We start from the raw sequence: 17535 nt of genomic DNA on the forward strand, positions 1-17535 counted from the left end.
GCGGCGCGAACGCCGCCCGCCACCCGGCCAGCCGTCTCCCCGCGTCCGCCACAGTCGACGACTCATCCGACCGCGAGGTGTTGATGATGCGTACCGCCCTCTCCTCCGTCCTGCTCGAGGCGCCCCGCGCCGCCGCCATCTGGCTGGGGCTGCTCGGCGTGGTGACGCTCGCCGTCGCCGGTCTGCTGCTGCGGCCCCGGTTCTTCCGCTCCGACGCCGGCACCCGCATCCGCGAGGCCGCGCTACCGAGCCGGTCCGAACACTCCGAGCATCGACGTGACCAGGAACGCTGGGCCGAAGAGGTGACGGTCGCCGCGGACCGGGCCGACGCGACGGCCCGGCACCGCCGCGACGAGTGGCTTGCCGCGCAGGACGAGGCCGAACAGGCATGGCGGGCGTACGAGGCGGCCGAGGCGGACGTGCGTCGGCTCTCCTCCGCCGCCGGCATGCCACTGCCGCAGACAAGCCGCACCCCCGCCGAGTACGCCGACCGGGAGCGCTGGCTGCACCGGGCCGCCCTGGACGCGTACTGGCGTCGGGAGCTGTCAGTGGAGCAGCTCAGCGACGTTTTCGCGCATCGTGGCTGGGACCCAAGGTTGCACCCGGTCGAGCAGGAGTTGATGCTTCGCCGAGCGGTACGCGACCACCTGCTGGCCCGGCAGCGGACGGCTCGGGAGCGGGAGCAGACCACCTGGCGGGCCGCGGAACTCGCCGCAGCCGCAGCCCGCAGCCTGCGGGAGGAAGCGGTGAGCGCGCTGTTGCCGGCGGCCGGGGAGCGCGAGTCCGTCCTGCCACTGACCACGCCGGGTACCGCCGAGCAGACCCGGGAGATTCCGGCGGTGGTCGTCGGGCGGGCACCTGTCGCCGCGTACTGAGCCCGGTCTCGCCAGCCGAACGCCCCCCGCCTCGACCTCCGGCAACTAGGGTCGGTGTCGAAGTCCTCGTCGGGCCGAGGCGGCGCGCAGACCACCGTCGGTCGGGACTTCGACCAGGCCCTGGCGTGGAATCGGTGTCGGGAGGACGTCGATCGGGTACCGACCTCGCCGGACATCGAGGAGGGCCGGCATGGTCGCAGAGAATGGCGGGCAGACCCCCGACGAGCCGGCAGATCGGAACGCCGGCCCGCGCCAGACATGGGCGGCCCTGCCGTGGCTGATCCGTTCCGCCGTGGTGTGGAGCGCCTGCCTGGTGGTGATCGCCGCCGGGCTCTGGCTGCTGGCCCGGATAACCCTGCTGGTCACCCCACTGGCCATCGCCGTGGCCGCCACCCTCTTCCTCGCCGCACTGCTCGACCCGGTACAGCTGGCGCTGCGCCGGCTACGGCTGCCCGCCGCGCTCGCCGCCCTGCTCACGGTCCTGCTCCTGCTCGGCATCCTGGGTGGCGTCGGCGTGCTGGCCTGGAGTCTGACCGCCGACCAGTTCAGCGAGCTGGGTGACGAACTGGGTCAGGGGCTGGAACGTACCCGGGACTTCGTCACCTCCACCCTGCCGGTCACCGACGAACAGCTCGACGGGCTGCTCGCCCAGGTGAGTCAGACGGTCAGCCAGCAGGAGGTGGATCCGGTCGCCAGCGCCCGCACGGTGACCGAGGTGGTCGGCTCCGCCCTGCTCGCCCTCGTGCTGCTGTTCTTCCTGCTCAAGGACGGCCGGGAGATGTGGCACTGGACGCTGCGCCGGGCCGCCGGGCGCAACCGGGAGATCACCGCCAAGGCGGGCCGGGTCGGCTGGCGGACCCTCGGCTCGTACACCCGAGGCACCATGCTGATCGCCGGCATCGACGCTGTCGGCATCGGCCTCGCGCTGGTGCTGCTCGGCGTCCCGTTGGCACTGCCACTCGCGTTGATCACGTTCATCGGTGCGTTCGTGCCGATCGTCGGTGCCACAGTGGCCGGCGCGGTCGCGGTACTTGTCGCACTCGCCGCCAGCGGTCCCACCACCGCCCTGCTCACCCTGGCCGCCGTGATCGCCGTCCAACAGATCGAGGGCAACCTGCTGGAGCCACTGGTGATGAAGCGCCAGGTCCGGCTGCATCCGGTGGTGATCCTGGTCGCCGTGACCGCCGGCACCCTCATCGCCGGCATCGCAGGGGCCTTCGTGGCGGTCCCGATCACCGCTGTCGTCTGGCGCGTGATCGACACCGTGCAGCGGCATCGACAGAACACCGCAGCGACTGCCGACTCGCCGTCCGGTCCACCCGCACCACCGGCCCCGACCGCGCCACCGGCCTCGAGCGCGCCACCCGCCCGCCCGTCGCCGCCACCACCCGGGCCGGACCCCGAACCCGCCTGACGGCGCCGCCAGCCACTCAACCCGCCACCACCGGTCGCGGCAACCCGGCCCATCAGGCCGACGGGATAGCCCGACATGCCGCAACTCGCGGCCCACCCCGGCCCGAGACGCAGCCCACGCCCACCCGAGGCGCAGCCACCCCGGCCCGAGAAACGGCCCACCCCGGCCCGAGACGCGGCCCCCACGTCGGCCGGGAGCCGGGGGCGGAGGCCGGGACGGGTGGGTGCGTGGTCCTATGCGGCGGTGGTGTGCGGGTGCAGGTGGTCGTGGAACCAGTCGGCCGCAGCCTCGGCGACCTGGTCCAGGGTGCCCGGCTCCTCGAAGAGATGCGTCGCGCCGGGAATCACCCGCAGGTTGGCCCGGGACGTCAGCTGGCCGAGCGCCTGCTGGTTGAGGGCGATCACCTGTTCGTCGAGACCTCCCACCAGCAGCAGCGTGGCGGCGCGCACCTGGCCGAGCGCGGAACCGGCCAGGTCGGGTCGGCCGCCCCGGGAGACCACCGCTCGCACCAGATCCGGCCGACGCGCCGCGGCGACCAGGGCGGCGGCGGCTCCCGTGCTGGCGCCGAAGAGGCCAACCGGGACCGCTCCGAACGGTCGCTCGGTGGCCAGCCAGTCCACGACCCCGGCGAGGCGGTCGGCCAGCAGCCCGATGTCGAAACGCAGCTCGGCGGTGACCGCGTCCACCCGGTCCTCGGCCGGGGTGAGCAGATCCACCAGGACGGTGCCGAGCCCACCACGATTGAGTTGGCGAGCCACTGCCACGTTGCGCGGGCTGTGCCGGGAACTGCCGCTGCCGTGGGCGAACAGCACAGCACCGACCGGCTCCGCCGGCACCAGCAGATCGGCCGGGAGCAGGGCCTCGCCCGCCGGGATCGTCGCCGCTTCGCCGCGTACGTCCATCTCGTCCCCCAGTTGCTGTCTCGCCCGCCCGGATACCCGGCCCGGGCGACAACACGCCCCGGTCGCGCTGAGGGTTTGCGCCGGGGGGCGCCGGGTAGCCGACGGGCGACCGCAGACGGACCGGCGTCACCGGCGCCCCCGACAGATCGCGAGGACCGTCATGGCGCATCACAAGCGTGAGCCCGTGCAGTCCGCCGCCGAACGAGAGCGGCGGGAACAGGACGACAATCGCGGACGGGACTGGGCGGACGACGCGGCCCAGGCACGTTCGGCCGACGATCCCCGGGCGAGGACGCCCCACGACGCCACCGGCCACCCCTCTCAGGGTGAGCCGATCTGACGACGGCGCAGCCGGATCAGGCCGGGTTCTCCGGTAGCCGGAGCAGCGGCGCTCGGCCGGGCGCCTGCTCCGGCATCGGCAGGTCGGTACGCGGCGGCGGATTGGGCTCTGTCACCGGCTCGTCGCAGGTGACGCGTACCGGCTTACCGTGGTGCCGCAGTTCGATGACGGCGTCCGGGGCGGCGTGGTGCAGGGCGTACGTCGTGTCGTGGCCGCGTACGTCGACCCGTAGCCGCATGCCGCACCACTGGAGCGAGAACGACAGGGCGTTGAGCCGGCTGGACAGGCACGGCGCGAAGGACAGCGTCCCGTCGTGGTCCCGCAGGCCGCCGAACCCGGCCACCAACGCGATCCAGGCGCCCGCGAGCGAGGCCATGTGCACCCCGTCGCGGGTGTTCTCGTTCAGGTCGTGCAGGTCCATCAGCGCGGCCTCGCGCAGGTAGCTGTGCGCCAGATCGGAGTAGCCGACCTCCGCCGCCAGCACCGCCTGGGTGCACGCCGACAGGGATGAGTCGCGGACCGTACGCCGCTCGTAGTAGAGGAAGTTGCGCAGCTTTTCCTCGGTGGTGAAGGCGTCGCCCCGCCAGTGCATGGCCAGCTCCAGGTCGGCCTGCTTGATCACCTGCTTGCGGTACAGGTCGAAGTACGGATAGTGCAGCAGCAACGGGTACTTGTCCGGTGGGGTCTGCTCGAAGTCCCACTCCTGCAACCGGGTGAAGCCCTCCACCTGCTGATGCACCCGGAGTTCCTCGTCGTACGGGATGTGCATGGCCGCCGCGGCGTCCCGCCACGCGGCGGCCTCCTCGTCGGTGACCCGCAGGTGGAACGCCTCGTCGCGGTACCGCATCGCCACCTCGGCGGCGGTCCGCAGGTTCCGCTGGGCCATCAGGTTCGTGTAGATGTTGTCGTTCTTGACGGCCGTGTACTCGTCGGGGCCGGTGACCCCGTCGATGTGGTAGTCACCGTTGCGGTCGTGGTGCCCCAGCGAGCGCCACAGCCGTGCCGTCTCGACCAGCAGCTCCAGCCCGATCTCCCGCTCCAGATCCCGGTCGCCGGTGACAAGCACGTAGCGGCGCAGCGCGTCGGCGATGCCGGCCGCGATGTGGAACGCGGCGGTGCCGGCCGGCCAGTACCCCGACGACTCCGGCCCTTCGATGGTTCGCCACGGGAAGGCGGCACCGGCCAGGTTGAGCGTCCGGGCCCGCTCCCGGGCCTGCTCAAGGGTGGAGAAGCGCCAGTACAACGCATCCCGTACTGCGGCGGGGTGGGTGTACGTCAGCACCGGAAGGACGAACATCTCGGTGTCCCAGAAGGCGTGCCCGTCGTACCCGGGGCCGGTGAGGCCCTTGGCCGAGATGGGCCGCCGTTCCGCCCGTGCGCCCGCCTGGAGCACGTGGAACAGGCCGAACCGGACCGCCTGCTGCACCTCCGGGTCGCCGTCGACCACGACGTCGGCGGCGTCCCAGAACTCGTCCAGGTACTCCCGCTGCTCGCGGACCAGGCCGTCCCAGCCGTCCAGCTTCGCCGCTGCCAACGCGGCACCCACCTGGTCGCGCAGCGCCGGCAGCGAACGCCGGCTGGACCACCCGTAGGTCAGGTACTTGACCACCTGGAGCTGCTGCCCCGGCTCCAGCACGCAGGCCACTGTGGTACGCACCCAGTCCTCGTACCCCTCGGAGCCGACGGACGTCCGGGCCGGCGAACTCACCTCGTGGTCCATGGCGGCGGCGACCCGCAGCCCGGAGACCTTCGTCTGATGGATCAGCAGCCCGCCGGCCGGCGTGGTCAGCTCCTCCTCCGCCTGCAACGGTGACTCCAGGACCGCGGCGACACGCGGGTCGCGGCTCTGCGGCGGCAACGTCTCGTTCGCCACAAGTTCGGACTGGATGATCAGGCGCAGCGGCTTGCCGTCGGCCACCTCCACCTCGTAGCGGATCGCGGCCACCGAACGCTGCCGGAAGGAGACCAGCCTGGTGCTGTTCACCCGGACCTCGCGGCCGGCCGGTGAGCGCCAGTGCAGCGACCGGTGCAGCGTGCCGGCGCGCATGTCGAGGATCCGCTCGTGGGCGAGCACCTCGCCATAACGCACGTCGAGCGGCTCGTCATCGACCATCAGCCGGATCAGCTTGCCGTTCGTGACGTTGACGATGGTCTGGCCGGACTCGGGGAAGCCGAACCCGGCCTCCGCGTACGGCAGGGGCCGCAGCTCGTAGAACGAGTTGAGGTAGGTGCCGGGCAGCCCGTGCGGCTCGCCCTCGTCCAGGTTGCCGCGCAGACCGACGTGCCCGTTGGACAGTGCGAACACCGACTCGGACTGGGCGAGCACGTCCATGTCCAGCCGGGTCTCCCGGACGTGCCACGGTTCGACCGGGTACGCCCGCTCCCGGATCACTCGGGCCGCCCGGCGTCGAGCAGGTCGGCGAGATCGTCGACCACCACATCGGCGCCGTGGGCACGCAGTTCGTCGGCCTGGCCGGCCCGGTCCACGCCGACCACGTACCCGAATCCGCCGGCCCGACCGGCCTCGACACCGGCCAGCGCGTCCTCGATCACGGCCGCCTTCTCCGGCGCCACGTCGAGCAGTTTCGCCCCGGCCAGGAAGGTGTCCGGGTGCGGCTTGCCGCGAAGCCCCTCGGCTCGGGCGGTGAGCCCGTCCACCCGGGCCTCCAGCAGCGGCTCCAGGCCGGCGGCGGCGACCACTTCCCGACCGTTGGCGCTGGCCGTGACGACCGCCCGGCGCAGCCCCGCCGCGGCCACCGCCTTGAGGTACGCCACCGAGCCCGGGTAGACGTCCACCCCGACGGTGCGGATCCGCTCCAGCACCAGTGTGTTCTTCTGGTTGCCGAGGCCGTGCACGGTCTGGGCCCCCGGCGGATCCTCAGGTGACCCCTCCGGCAGCGTGATGTCCCGGGAGGCGAGGAAGGACCGCACCCCGTCGAGACGGGGGCGACCGTCGACGTAGCGGTGATAGTCCGGCCCCGGGTCGAACGGCCGGTACGGCTCACCGGTCGTGGCCGAGCGGCGGCGCAGGTAGTCGTCGAACGTCTCGGTCCAGGCGGCGTTGTGGACCCGGGCGGTCTGCGTGAGCACACCGTCGAGGTCGAACAGAACAGCGGTCACATGATCAGGCAGACCGAGCATCGTACCAATCTATCCGCCCACCCATACCGGCAAACGCGGTTCCGCCGCATCTGCCCTCGCCCAGCGTGGTCAGAGGCCGGCCGCGGAGTCGTACCGACGGCGCAGATCGGCCATCTCGGATGCGCCGAGCGCCTCCTTTTCCGCCAGCTCCGCGTACTTGGCCGGGAACATCTGATGCAGCCGGTCGATGAACCTGGTGTCCTCGGTCGCCTCGACCACCTGGATGCCCACCGGTTCGGTGGCCATGTCCATGATCACCGGACCAGCCAGCTTGACCGCCCAGTCCCAGGTACGCCCCTGCTCGGCGACCCCGCAGAGGTGGAACCCGTAGACCGTCTTCACGTCGGCGAGCACCGTGACGTCGGCCGGCTCGTAGCCGTAGACGTGGACTCCGCAGATCACCGCGGGTTTGCTCTCCTCACCGTCGGCGACCTGCTGGACCTCGTGCCCGGCGTGGTTGTGCTGCTCCGGGTCGGCCTGCTCCAGCGTGGTACGCATCCGGTTCACGATCTGCCCGTGCAGGTCCGGCGGCTCCGTCTTGGAGTTGGCCGAGCTGACGAGTACGACAGCACCGGCCGACACCACAAGCAGGATTGCCGCCGCCCACACGTAACGGTGCCGGTACCACCCTGCGAAACTCTCCCGGGAAATCATTATCGCTTCTCACCTCGTCGCCGGTTCTGTGCTTTGCGGACCGCTGGGACGCCTCCCGGCAGGTCGGGGGTCGACCTTCTCGGTCGGCGCCAAGACAGCTGCCGGTGACACGAACGGCGGAACACCGTGCCCGGGTAGGTGTGACCGTTGTGGGTGTAGCTGACCCAGCTAGGCGGCGCGCAGGCAACTGCCCGAGGTGCTGCGCTGCCGGCACTGCGTTGCTCCCGTGCTGGCCGTGCTCAGCGCGGTTGCCCCCGCGCTGCGGCGATATGAGCCATTCCAGCACGCTTGGGCCCGCCCCGGCAACATCGACGACCCTCGACGGTCTCGACGGCAGGACCGGCGCAGGATGCCGCATGTCGGGCGATCCTTTGGTCGGCAAGGCCCGACATCCCGCATCCAGGGCGCTTCACCAGGGCGGAGGAGGCCAGGACGCCGCATGTCGAGGCAGGCCGACGAGGCCGGACCTTCCGGTCCGCGACGGGCCGGGGGAGGCGCGGGTCAGTTCGGGCGCAGGGTCCAGACGACAGTCATCTCCGCGGTGGGCTTGCCCGCCTCGGTGGCGATTTCCACGCGTACCGGAAATTCGGGTCGCTCGCCGGCCTCCAACTCCGCGACCACCTCGGCGGGCGGGCGGCCGAGCCGCGCCGTCGCCCGCACCGGGCCCATGGCGAGCTTGCGGTACGCGATCTCCGCACCCACCGCCAGCGGCGTGGCCCGGTCGAGCAGGTGACCGAACGCGGCGAGCACCACCGCACCGGAGGCCGTCTCCCCGAGGGTGAACATGGCCCCGGCGTGCGGGCCGCCGACGTGATTGTGGGTAGCCGGCGAGTCGGGCAGCCGCACCACGGCCCGGACCGAACCGTCCGCCTCCGGCGCCACCTCGACGAATTCGAAACCGAGCGTACGAGCGAACGGCACCGCCTCAAGCATGCCGGCCGCCACCTGCCGCGAATCGATTGTCACCCCCCGGACACTACCCGCCGGTAACTTGCTAGGCAAGGCGCGATCCGTGGCAGTGCAGGTGGCCGACACGCCGCCTCCGGGACACCTGCACTGCCACAGTTCCGGTCAGCGCCGTGGGTCAGCGCCAGCCGACGTCGATGCGGTCGCCGCGATCGTCGAAGAAGTGCAGGGCGTCCATGCGCACCTGGACGGCGAGCGGATGACCGGCGGTGACGGCCGGGTACGGCGCGAGCCGTACCGCGAGTTCGGCCGGGCGGCGGTGGTGGCGACCCGGGTCGTGCAGCACGCTTGTCCGGTTGCCGTTGCTCCCGGGCGTCGCCGACTCGCCAGTGGTCCGCCCCTTGATCCGCTGCATCACCTGGCCGAACCGGCGCAGGCCACGCTGACCGGGCGGAGCTTCCGTGTCCACCGGCCCGCCGATGTCGTCAACCATGATGGCTGTCGCGCCGATGTCCAGGAAGGCGAGCGACTCGTGACCGTGGTGTTCCAGGTAACGGATCCGGCCCTGGAGCACGTCACCGGGGGTGTCCGGAGCGACCGGGGTGAGTGCCTCGGCCCGCATGCCGACCACGATCCGCTCACCGTGGTAGTGCGCCACGGACCGGCTGCGAATGTCGTCCCAGGGCAGGTAGAGCGCCTGCTCGCCGAGGGTGAGCGTGACATAGCGGTCGAGGTGGACGTAGACCGACGCCTCCAGCAGGTTCATCCGGGGGCTGCCGAGGAACGCGGCCACGTAGAGCGTCGCCGGACGGCCGTACACCTGGGTCGGGGTGCCCACGTCCTGAAGGACGCCCTTGCGCATGATGGCGACCCGGTCGGCCATGGTCAGCGCCTCGGCCTGGTCGTGCGTCACGTAGATGGTGGTGACACCCAGCTCGCGGGTCAGGCCGGAGATCTCCGCCCGCAGCTCCGCGCGCAGACCGCTGTCCAGGTTGGACAGCGGCTCGTCCATCAGGAAGAGCCCTGGCCGGCGGACGATCGCCCGACCCATCGCGACCCGCTGCCGCTGACCGCCGGAGAGCTGACTGGGCCGCCGGGCCAGCACGTCCCCGATGCCCAGCGCACTTGCCACGTCGGTGACCCGCTCGCCGCGCGGCGTCGGCTCGACACCCGCCAGCTTGAGCGGAAAGGCGATGTTGTCGTTGACGCTCATGTGCGGGTAGAGCGCGAAGTCCTGGAAGACCATCGCGATCTTGCGCTCCCGGGGCGGCAGGTCGTTCGCCAGTTCACCGTTGAGCATGACCGCACCACTTGTCGGGTCCTCCAGCCCCGCGACCATCCGCAGCACCGTCGACTTGCCGCAGCCGGACGGCCCGAGCAGCACCATGAACTCACCGTCGTTCACGTCGAGGTTGATGCTGTCGACCGCGACCGTGCCGTCCCGGAAGACCTTCGTAACATCCTTGAGCGCGACGGTGGTCACCGTCTCCTCCCCACCTCGTCCACGGAACCCCGAATGACTGTGGCCAGGATCATGCGGAAGGCACATCGGGTAAACGTGCCATGTTTGAATCGTGACAGACCTATTACGTTCCATCGATTAGCGGCGATTGTGCGGAACTTCCAACTCAGACCGGGTTCTCGCCGAGGAACACCCGGCGTACCACCCGCTCGGCGGCCCGCCCGTCCTCCAGGGCGCAGAACCGCTCTCGAAAGCGCGCCCGGGCCTGCTCAGCGTCCGGTGACCGCAGCGCACCCGAGCGGAACACGTCGAGCAGTTCGGTGAAGGTCCGGGCCACCGGGCCGGGCGGCTCGGCGACGATGTCCAGGTAGACGCCCCGGGTCAGCCGGTAGGCGTCCCAGTCGGGGGCGTAGATGACGATCGGCCGGTCCAGCACGGCGTAGTCGAACATCGCCGACGAATAGTCGGTGATCAGCACGTCGGCGGCGAGGTACAGCTCCTCGACCCGGGGACGGATGCTGACGTCCAGGACGCGGGCACGGGCGACAGGCGGTGGCCGCCGGTCCCGGTCATGGAAGTAGTGGCTGCGCATCAGCAGCAGACCGGCGGGACCGAGCGCGTCGAGGAAGCGTTCCGGGTCGAACGGCGGCCGGTACCGGGGCAGATGCTCCCGATGGGTCGGCGCGTACAGCACGACCTGCTCACCGAGGCCGGCGTCGAACTCCGCGCGCAGCCGCAGCACATCCTCGGCGGTCGAGGTCACCAGCCGGTCGTTGCGCGGGTATCCCACCTCCAGGGTGGTGTACCCGGCCGGATAGGCACGTTCCCACATCTGGGTGGAGAAGCTGTTCGAGGTGACGCTGAAGTCCCACCGGTCCACCCGGCGCAGCAGCCCGGCGAAGTCCATCCCACCCGCGCCCAGCGGATACCGCTGCTGATCCAGCCCCATGACCTTGACCGGGGTGCCATGGTGGGTCTGCACATGCACAGTGCCCGGCCGCTTGCGCACCGAGTCCGGGAAGTTGACATTGTTGATCAACCATCGGGCCCGGGCCAGCGTCCGGTGGTACGCGGCGGTACCCGCCACCACGTACTCGACCCCCTCCGGCAGGGTGTGCACCCGGTCCCGCCTGACGATCCACACGCCCCGGACCTGGGGTGCCAGTCGGCGGGCCGCTTCGTAGATCGCGGCGGGATTGCACGTGTAGCCGCGATACCAGTAGGCGGCGTAGACAGCCAGGTTCTCCTCCACCGGCCGACGCCGCTCGGTCCGCTGGTACTGACGCAGCACCGCGTCCCGGGCCCGCCGCACGCCGAGCCGCGCCGGTGGCAGCACCCGTAGGCGGGTGCCGCCGGCAACCCGCCGGACGGTCTCCCCCGCCCGGCTCGCGGTCCGCAACGCGCTGAACGTACGCCACCGCCCGGCCGCCACCAGGCGATGCTTGAGCCCCGCCACCCCGCCCGGAATCCGATGCCCCTCCGCCGGCCGGAACCGGGCGTGCTCGATGGCGACCCGGGCGAAGAAGGTCGGTCGCAGCTCGGGCCCGATCCGGTCGCCGTTACCGAGCACCACCAGGTAGTGCCACATCATCCGTTCGAAGATCTCCGGCCGCAGTTCCTCGGCACCGAGCCGGTCCAGCTCCCGGAACACCCGGTGCCACTGCTCGAAGACGTCGAAGTGGCGCTCGCCGCGGGTCCTCGTGATCGCGCCCGCCCGCCGCTGTCGATAGTTCACACAGACCAGGTCCAGCACCCCGATCCGGTCGGCGGCCAGCAGCGTCGGGTAGCTGAAGGAGACGTCCTCGTACCAGCCGGGCGCGAAGCGCAGCCCCGTGTCGGCCAGGAACTGCCGACGGACCAACCGGTTCCACGCGGTGTGCAGCAGCTTCACCGTCTCCGGCCGCTCGGCCAGCCGGAACGTGACAGCACCTGGCGGGACGGGGAAGACCTCGGCCATCGCGCTGCGGGTCGCCGTGTCGTCCCAGTGCGCGCGTACGTGGTCCACGATCAGCACGTCCGGCCGGGTCTCGCGCAGTCGGGCAGCCACCTCGACCAGGCAGTCCGCCGTCAGCCAGTCGTCGCCGTCGACGAACCAGACGTACTCGCCGACGGCCCGGTCCAGCCCGATGTTGCGGGCCGGGCCCAGCCCGACGTTGCGATCCAGCCGGACGGCGGTCACCCGGTCGTCCCGGTCGGCGTACTCGGCGAGGATGTCGCCGCTGCCGTCGGGCGAGCAGTCGTCGACGCCGATCACCTCGATGTCGGCGACCGGTTGGGCGAGGATCGAGTCCAGGCACTCCCGCAGGTAGCCCTGCACCCGGAAGGCCGGGACGACGAAGCTGACAAGCGTCATCGTCCCGGCCCCTCCTCAGCGTGTCGCGCGACCTCCCGCAGCCGCCGGCGCCTGCGCGGCGCGTACCGGCCGGACCACCCAGGCCAGCACCACGCTCGCCACGAACAGCACCAACAGGTAGATACCGAGTGTAGCCAGACCAATACTCACGATTCCGGCGATCGCCGTCAGGGCGAGCACCGCCGAGCGTCCCTCCCAGCCGAGCGTGGCGGCGTGCAGCGGTGGTGCGGGCTGCCGCTTCTCCAGCCGGGCGACCAGGTCGTAGTGGTGCAGGGTGAGGACGAAGACGTACCCGAAGATCAGCCAGGGCGGCGCACCGCCGATCACCCCGACGGCGACGGCGAACAGGTACTCGGCGGCCCGCAGCGCGGCCGGCACCAGCCAGTCCAACGGCCCGTTGTGTGCCGCCCCCGACCCGGCCGCGGCGACCAGCAGGACCAGCAGCACCACCGGCACCGCCACCCACCGCAGCCACGACGCGGTGCTCCCGCTACCCGGCACCTCCACAAGCGTCACCAGCAGCAGCGTCGCCGCACCGACGGCCGCGGCCGTCGCGAGCACCAGCGGCCCCGGTCGACGCAGCACCGGCAGCCGGGCGGCCAGTGGGCCGTCGTCGCGATGCAGGGTCGCGTCGAGCGTGTCCAGCACCGGCACCCACATCCAGCGCGCCCGCAGCGTCCGCAGCGCACCGGTGTACGCGAACGCCAGCACGCCCCAGGTCAGCACCGCCAGCAGGGCGATCCGCTGGTCGAAGAGCGCCACGGCCAGCGAGATCAACGCCCACCGTTCGCCGATCGGGAAGACCACTGTGCGCTTGAGCCAGTACGACACCGAACCGGTGTCCGCCTGCACCCGCGTCGAGGCCGCGTTGAGCCGGTCGCCGATCCCACCGCCACCAGCGCCGACGCTCTTCGGCCGGCGCGCCGCCTCGTCGTGCAGCACGCCGTACCACGCGTCGGTCATGTGCCGCACGGTCTGCATCGTCAGCGCGGCGATCGCGAGGGCCCAGCCGTACCGGAACCCGGCGGCCGTGGCGCCCCAGCCGAGACCGGCGTAGACCAGGTACTCCTTCGCCCGGTCGGCCATCGTGTCCAGCCAGCCGCCCCAGGCACTGAAGTTGCGGGTGTACCGGGCCAACTGGCCGTCCACGCAGTCCAGCACGAACCCGAGATAGAGCAGTACCGCGCCGACGACAAGCAGCGGCCGGCCACCGGCGGCGAACATCGCCGCCGCAGCCGCCGCGAAGGCCACCGAGACCATCGTCACGGCTGTCGGGCTCAGCCCCAGCCGGGCGCAGACCTTCGTCACGTACGGCGACCAGGTGCTGACGAAGAAGGTGGTGAAGAAGTCGTCCTTCTCCTTCACCGACAGCCGCAGTTCGGCCCGGTCCTCGTCGACCGCCGCCACCGCGGCCTCCGCCCGGGCCAGGCCGGCGGCCTCGTCGACCCGGTGCGCGACGAGCAGGCGTACCCGCTGCGCGAAGACCAGCGCGCCCTGCGCGGTGAGCGCGGCGAAGAGCTGGTCTACGACGGGACCGGTCGCCGGGTCCGGGTCGGCGACCGACCCGAGGGGCTCGAAGAGGTCGACCGCGACGGCTCCGGCCGGCAGCCGACCGGCGGCGACCGCACGGGCCGCCGCCACAAGCGCCGGCAGGTCGTCCCGACCGACCCGCACCGCGCCGCCGAAGATGCCGGTGGCCGCGCCGCCCGCCAGCTGTTCGGGGCGGCCGGCCTCGACCACCTGGCCGCGCTCCTCGCGCAGTACCGTCCGTCCGTCGGCGGGCGGGTCGGTCAGCACCAGCGCCACTGTCGGCCCGACCGGGCTGGTCACCAGGTGCCGCAGTACGGCCGTGTGTGCGACCAGGTCCACCCCGCTGACCACCACCGGACCGTCGGCCGACCCGGCCAGATCGGCCAGCTCGTCCAGGTCGGCGGCCGTCCGCACCTCGGTCGCACCGGCCCGACGCCACTGGGCGGCGAGCCGTTCACCAGTCGTCTCGCCGGTACCCGTCGGCAGGCTCGCGGCCGGTGATCCGGCGGCGAGCACGATCGCGAGGGTCACCGGGGTACCGCGTCGTGGTACGCGGCCAGCGCCTCGGCGATGGTGCCGTCGACGCTCAGCCGGCCCGCGTCGAGGAAGAGGCCCCGACGACAGAACCGGGTCAGATCCTTTTCGTTGTGTGACACCAGCACCAGAGTGCGCCCCTCCCCGAGCAGACGGTCGATTGTCGTGTAGCACTTCTTGCGGAACTCGGCGTCGCCCACCGCCGTCACCTCGTCCATCAGCAGGATCGGGTGCGGCAGGTGCGAGATGATCGCGAACCCGAGCCGCACCTTCATGCCTGACGAGTAGTGCCGTACCGAGGTGTCGATGGCCCGTTCCACCTGCTCACCGGCGAACGAGACGATCTCGTCGAAGTGCCGTTTCAGGTAGCCCGACGACAGCCCGTGCAGGCCGCCCACCAGGTACAGGTTCTCCCGCCCGGTGAGGTCGTTGGAGAAGCCGGCGGAGAGTTCCAGCAGCGGCGCGACGTCACCGGAGACCCGGATCCGCCCCTCGTCGGGGATCAGCACCCCGGCGATCAGCCGCAGCAGGGTGCTCTTGCCGGTGCCGTTGCGGCCGATCACCCCGACGGTCTCCCCCGGCGCGATCGAGAAGGAGACGTCGCGCAGCGGCCAGAACCGGCCGTCGGAGGCACCCCGGGTACCCCGGTGGATGAACAGTTCCCGCAGCCGCAACTGCCGGCGGCGGTTACGGACGAACCGGATGCCGAGGCCCTCGGCCTCGATGATCGTGTCGCCCATCAGAGTTCCTTGAGCACTGCGGGTTCGAGCCGGCGGAACGCCCACCAACCCGCCACGAGCAGCAGCACGCTGATGCCGACCGTGGTGGTGAGCAGTCGGGCACCCGGGAACTCGTCGGGATACCAGACCGCGTGATGCAGTTGGAAGATGCCGACCAGCGGGTTGATCTCGTAGGCCGCCCTGAGCCAGCCCGGCAGGCCCGAGTCGCGGACCAGGCTCAGCGGGTAGATGATCGGCGTGGCGTAGAAGAGCACCCGGATGACCAGGCGCATGAACCGCTCCACGTCCCGCATCAGCACGTTGAACGCGGACAGCAGCAACGCCAGCCCGATCAACAGGGTCGCCTGCACCAGCACCGCGAGCGGCAGGGCGAGCAGCGACCAGCCCGGTTCGATCCGGCCCTGCGCCGCGTACCAGATCGCGATGGCGGCCAGGATCGGCAGGCCGGCGGCGTACTCGGCGAAGCGGCCGACGACGCGGCCGATCGGAAAGACCTGTCGGGGCACGTTCATCGTGGTGATCAACCGGGACTGGCCGGTAAGTGCGTGGGTGGCCTCGCTCAGCGCCGAACTGGTCCACATCCAGGCGAAGATTCCGGTGATCAGGAACAACGGGTACGACCCGGCCGCCTCGCCGAGATGGCGGTTGGTGTCGCGGGAGTAGAGCACGCCGAAGACGAACCAGTAGATCGCGCCCATGCCCAGCGGCTCGATCAACGACCAGAGGTAACCCAGCACGGACTGCTGGTACTTCACCGCCAGGTCGCGTCTGACCAGAATGCGCAGCGAACCGCGGTGCGACCACAACGCTCCGACGCCAGAGGTCACCGCCGTCTCCCGCCTGCTGAACGGACGACAGGTTAGCAGCCGGTGAACACCGCCCGACGAGCCCTCAGCACTCGATCACGTTGACGGCCAGGCCACCGCGTGCCGTCTCCTTGTACTTCACCTTCATGTCCGCGCCGGTCTCCCGCATGGTCTTGATGACCTTGTCGAGCGAGACGGCGTGCACCCCGTCGCCGCGCAGCGCGAGCCGGGCGGCGGTGATCGCCTTGATGCTAGCCACCGCGTTGCGTTCGATGCACGGGATCTGCACCAGGCCACCGACCGGGTCGCAGGTCAGGCCCAGGTTGTGCTCCATGCCGATCTCTGCGGCGTTCTCCACCTGGGCCGGCGTACCGCCAAGCGCCTCGGCCAACCCGGCGGCGGCCATCGAGCAGGCCGAGCCGACCTCGCCCTGGCAACCCACCTCCGCGCCGGAGATCGACGCGTTCTCCTTGAACAGCACCCCGATGGCGCCGGCCGCCAGCAGGAACCGGACCACCCCCTCGTCGGAGGCGCCCGGTACGAACCGCGCGTAGTAGTGCAGCACCGCCGGGATGATCCCGGCCGCCCCGTTCGTCGGCGCGGTCACCACCCGTCCGCCGGCCGCGTTCTCCTCGTTGACGGCCAGCGCGAACAACGTCACCCAGTCCATCACGTGCAACGGATCCCCACCGGCACCCGCTACCGGCCCGGCCAGCGCTGCTCCACCGGCGGGCCCAGCTGCGGCCGGAACAGCGGCGTCCGCCTCCAGGCTGCGACGGAGTTCGGCGGCGCGGCGGCGCACCTTCAGGCCACCGGGCAGGGTGCCGTCGCGGGTGCAACCGCGCTCGACGCACTCCCGCATGACCCGCCAGATGTCGAGCAGCCCGGCTCGGACGTCCGCCTCGGCCCGCCAGGACACCTCGTTGGCGAGCATTACCTCGCTTATCGAAAGCCCGGTCGCGGCGGTCACGTCGAGCAGTTGCGCGCCGGTGAGGAACGGGTACCGGACGGGGGTGCTGTCCGGCTTGATCCGGTCCGCCCCGGCCGCCGCCTCGTCCACCACGAACCCGCCACCCACCGAGTAGTAGGTGCGCGTCCGCAGCTCGGCCCCGCTCGCGTCGAACGCCGAGAAGATCATCCCGTTCGGGTGGTACGGCAACGACCGGCGGCGGTGCAGGGTCAGGTCCCGTTCCGGGTCAAAGTCGATCTCGTGCGTGTCGAGCAGGGCCAGCCGACGCTCTGCCCGGATCCGGCCCACCCGCGCCTCGACGCTGTCCGTGTCGACCGTCTCCGGGGCCTCGCCGGCGAGACCGAGCAGCACCGCCCGGTCACTGCCGTGCCCGTGCCCGGTGGCGCCGAGGGAACCGAACAACTCGGCCCGCACCTGGACGGCCTCGGTGAGCAGTCCGTCGGCCTTGAGCCCGGCGACGAAGGTACGCGCCGCCCGCATCGGCCCCACCGTGTGCGAGCTCGACGGCCCGATACCCACACTGAACAGGTCGAACACGCTGATCATGACTGTGCCTTCTCGCCGTCGCCGGGGTTACCGGTAAGCGGCCGGTCATGGTCGACTCCGTGTTGGGGAGCCGACCCGGTTCTGGCCGGTCCCCGATACGGTCCGGCCCTGGTGACGCCCGGGTGAGGGCGTCCGACCGGCGAGCCTACTACCCAGAACGCGACCGTGACCGACGTGCGAGCGCTGTCGAGCTGACGGCGCAGACGGATCACACCCGCGACAGCGCGGACGGCGCAACTCGACAGCTACCGCAGCATCGCGGTTGCCCCTGATCCCGACGACAGGCGTCGTCCGGAACCCACGCGGGTAAGCACCTACGGGTCAGCGGGGTGGCCTTCCTCCTCCCGACCGAGGTCAGGGCG

The 17535-nt window shown here is 71.3% G+C and carries 13 protein-coding genes and 1 pseudogene; 3 read left to right on the forward strand and 11 right to left on the reverse strand.

The annotated features are described in order from the left end of the window. The first annotated feature begins 86 nt into the window (after nucleotides 1-86). Complete coding sequence (locus Van01_RS06835) at nucleotides 87-875, forward strand: hypothetical protein (protein ID WP_204002203.1); 789 nt, start codon at nucleotides 87-89, stop codon at nucleotides 873-875. A 190-nt stretch (nucleotides 876-1065) separates the two neighbouring features. Beyond that, complete coding sequence (locus Van01_RS06840; protein WP_204002206.1) at nucleotides 1066-2289, forward strand: AI-2E family transporter; 1224 nt, start codon at nucleotides 1066-1068, stop codon at nucleotides 2287-2289. 233 nt (nucleotides 2290-2522) lie between these two features. Here the strand turns inward: Van01_RS06840 and Van01_RS06845 are convergent, their stop codons facing one another. Further along, nucleotides 2523-3191 carry a dienelactone hydrolase family protein gene (locus tag Van01_RS06845; protein WP_204002208.1) on the reverse strand — a complete coding sequence of 223 codons (669 nt, stop codon included), beginning with the start codon at nucleotides 3189-3191 and terminating at the stop codon, nucleotides 2523-2525. A 160-nt stretch (nucleotides 3192-3351) separates the two neighbouring features. Between Van01_RS06845 and Van01_RS06850 the strand changes: the two genes are divergently transcribed. Further along, nucleotides 3352-3531, forward strand: coding sequence for a hypothetical protein (locus Van01_RS06850; protein ID WP_204002210.1), 180 nt, complete (start codon nucleotides 3352-3354; stop codon nucleotides 3529-3531). A gap of 16 nt (nucleotides 3532-3547) precedes the next feature. Here Van01_RS06850 and Van01_RS06855 read toward each other — a convergent pair whose 3' ends face one another. From Van01_RS06855 to Van01_RS06900, 10 genes and pseudogenes are all read right to left on the reverse strand, one after another. Beyond that, nucleotides 3548-5923, reverse strand: coding sequence for a glycoside hydrolase family 65 protein (locus Van01_RS06855; protein WP_204002212.1), 2376 nt, complete (start codon nucleotides 5921-5923; stop codon nucleotides 3548-3550). Then, the gene (locus Van01_RS06860; RefSeq protein WP_204002225.1) at nucleotides 5920-6672 is read right to left on the reverse strand and encodes an HAD family hydrolase; all 753 of its coding nucleotides are present in this window, start codon (nucleotides 6670-6672) and stop codon (nucleotides 5920-5922) included. Before Van01_RS06860 ends, Van01_RS06855 begins: the two co-directional genes overlap by 4 nt. Nucleotides 6673-6741: 69 nt before the next feature. After that, nucleotides 6742-7326 (reverse strand): hypothetical protein, encoded by a 585-nt coding sequence (locus Van01_RS06865; protein ID WP_204002227.1) that lies wholly within the window; start codon nucleotides 7324-7326, stop codon nucleotides 6742-6744. Nucleotides 7327-7827: 501 nt separating this feature from the next. Continuing rightward, entirely contained in the window at nucleotides 7828-8292 is a 465-nt protein-coding gene (locus Van01_RS06870; RefSeq protein ID WP_204002230.1) for a DUF4442 domain-containing protein, read from the reverse strand. A 118-nt stretch (nucleotides 8293-8410) separates the two neighbouring features. Next, a complete protein-coding gene (locus tag Van01_RS06875; RefSeq protein ID WP_204002233.1) occupies nucleotides 8411-9715 on the reverse strand; it encodes an ABC transporter ATP-binding protein in 1305 nt (434 codons plus the stop codon). A gap of 145 nt (nucleotides 9716-9860) precedes the next feature. Then, nucleotides 9861-12047: a bifunctional glycosyltransferase/CDP-glycerol:glycerophosphate glycerophosphotransferase gene (locus tag Van01_RS06880; RefSeq protein ID WP_204002236.1), complete on the reverse strand. Its 2187-nt coding sequence runs from the start codon at nucleotides 12045-12047 to the stop codon at nucleotides 9861-9863. A gap of 15 nt (nucleotides 12048-12062) precedes the next feature. Beyond that, a complete protein-coding gene (locus Van01_RS06885; protein ID WP_204002238.1) occupies nucleotides 12063-14108 on the reverse strand; it encodes a DUF5941 domain-containing protein in 2046 nt (681 codons plus the stop codon). Continuing rightward, nucleotides 14105-14710: pseudogene (locus Van01_RS06890) on the reverse strand (ABC transporter ATP-binding protein); the annotation flags it as partial. The gene Van01_RS06885 and the pseudogene Van01_RS06890, both read right to left, overlap by 4 nt. A 140-nt stretch (nucleotides 14711-14850) precedes the next feature. Further along, nucleotides 14851-15678, reverse strand: coding sequence for an ABC transporter permease (locus Van01_RS06895; protein ID WP_204002241.1), 828 nt, complete (start codon nucleotides 15676-15678; stop codon nucleotides 14851-14853). Nucleotides 15679-15742: 64 nt separating this feature from the next. Beyond that, complete coding sequence (locus Van01_RS06900; RefSeq protein WP_204002251.1) at nucleotides 15743-17173, reverse strand: L-serine ammonia-lyase; 1431 nt, start codon at nucleotides 17171-17173, stop codon at nucleotides 15743-15745. Nucleotides 17174-17535 lie beyond the last annotated feature (362 nt).

It is taken from the genome of Micromonospora andamanensis (genome assembly GCF_016863495.1).
Lineage (GTDB): Bacteria > Actinomycetota > Actinomycetes > Mycobacteriales > Micromonosporaceae > Micromonospora > Micromonospora andamanensis.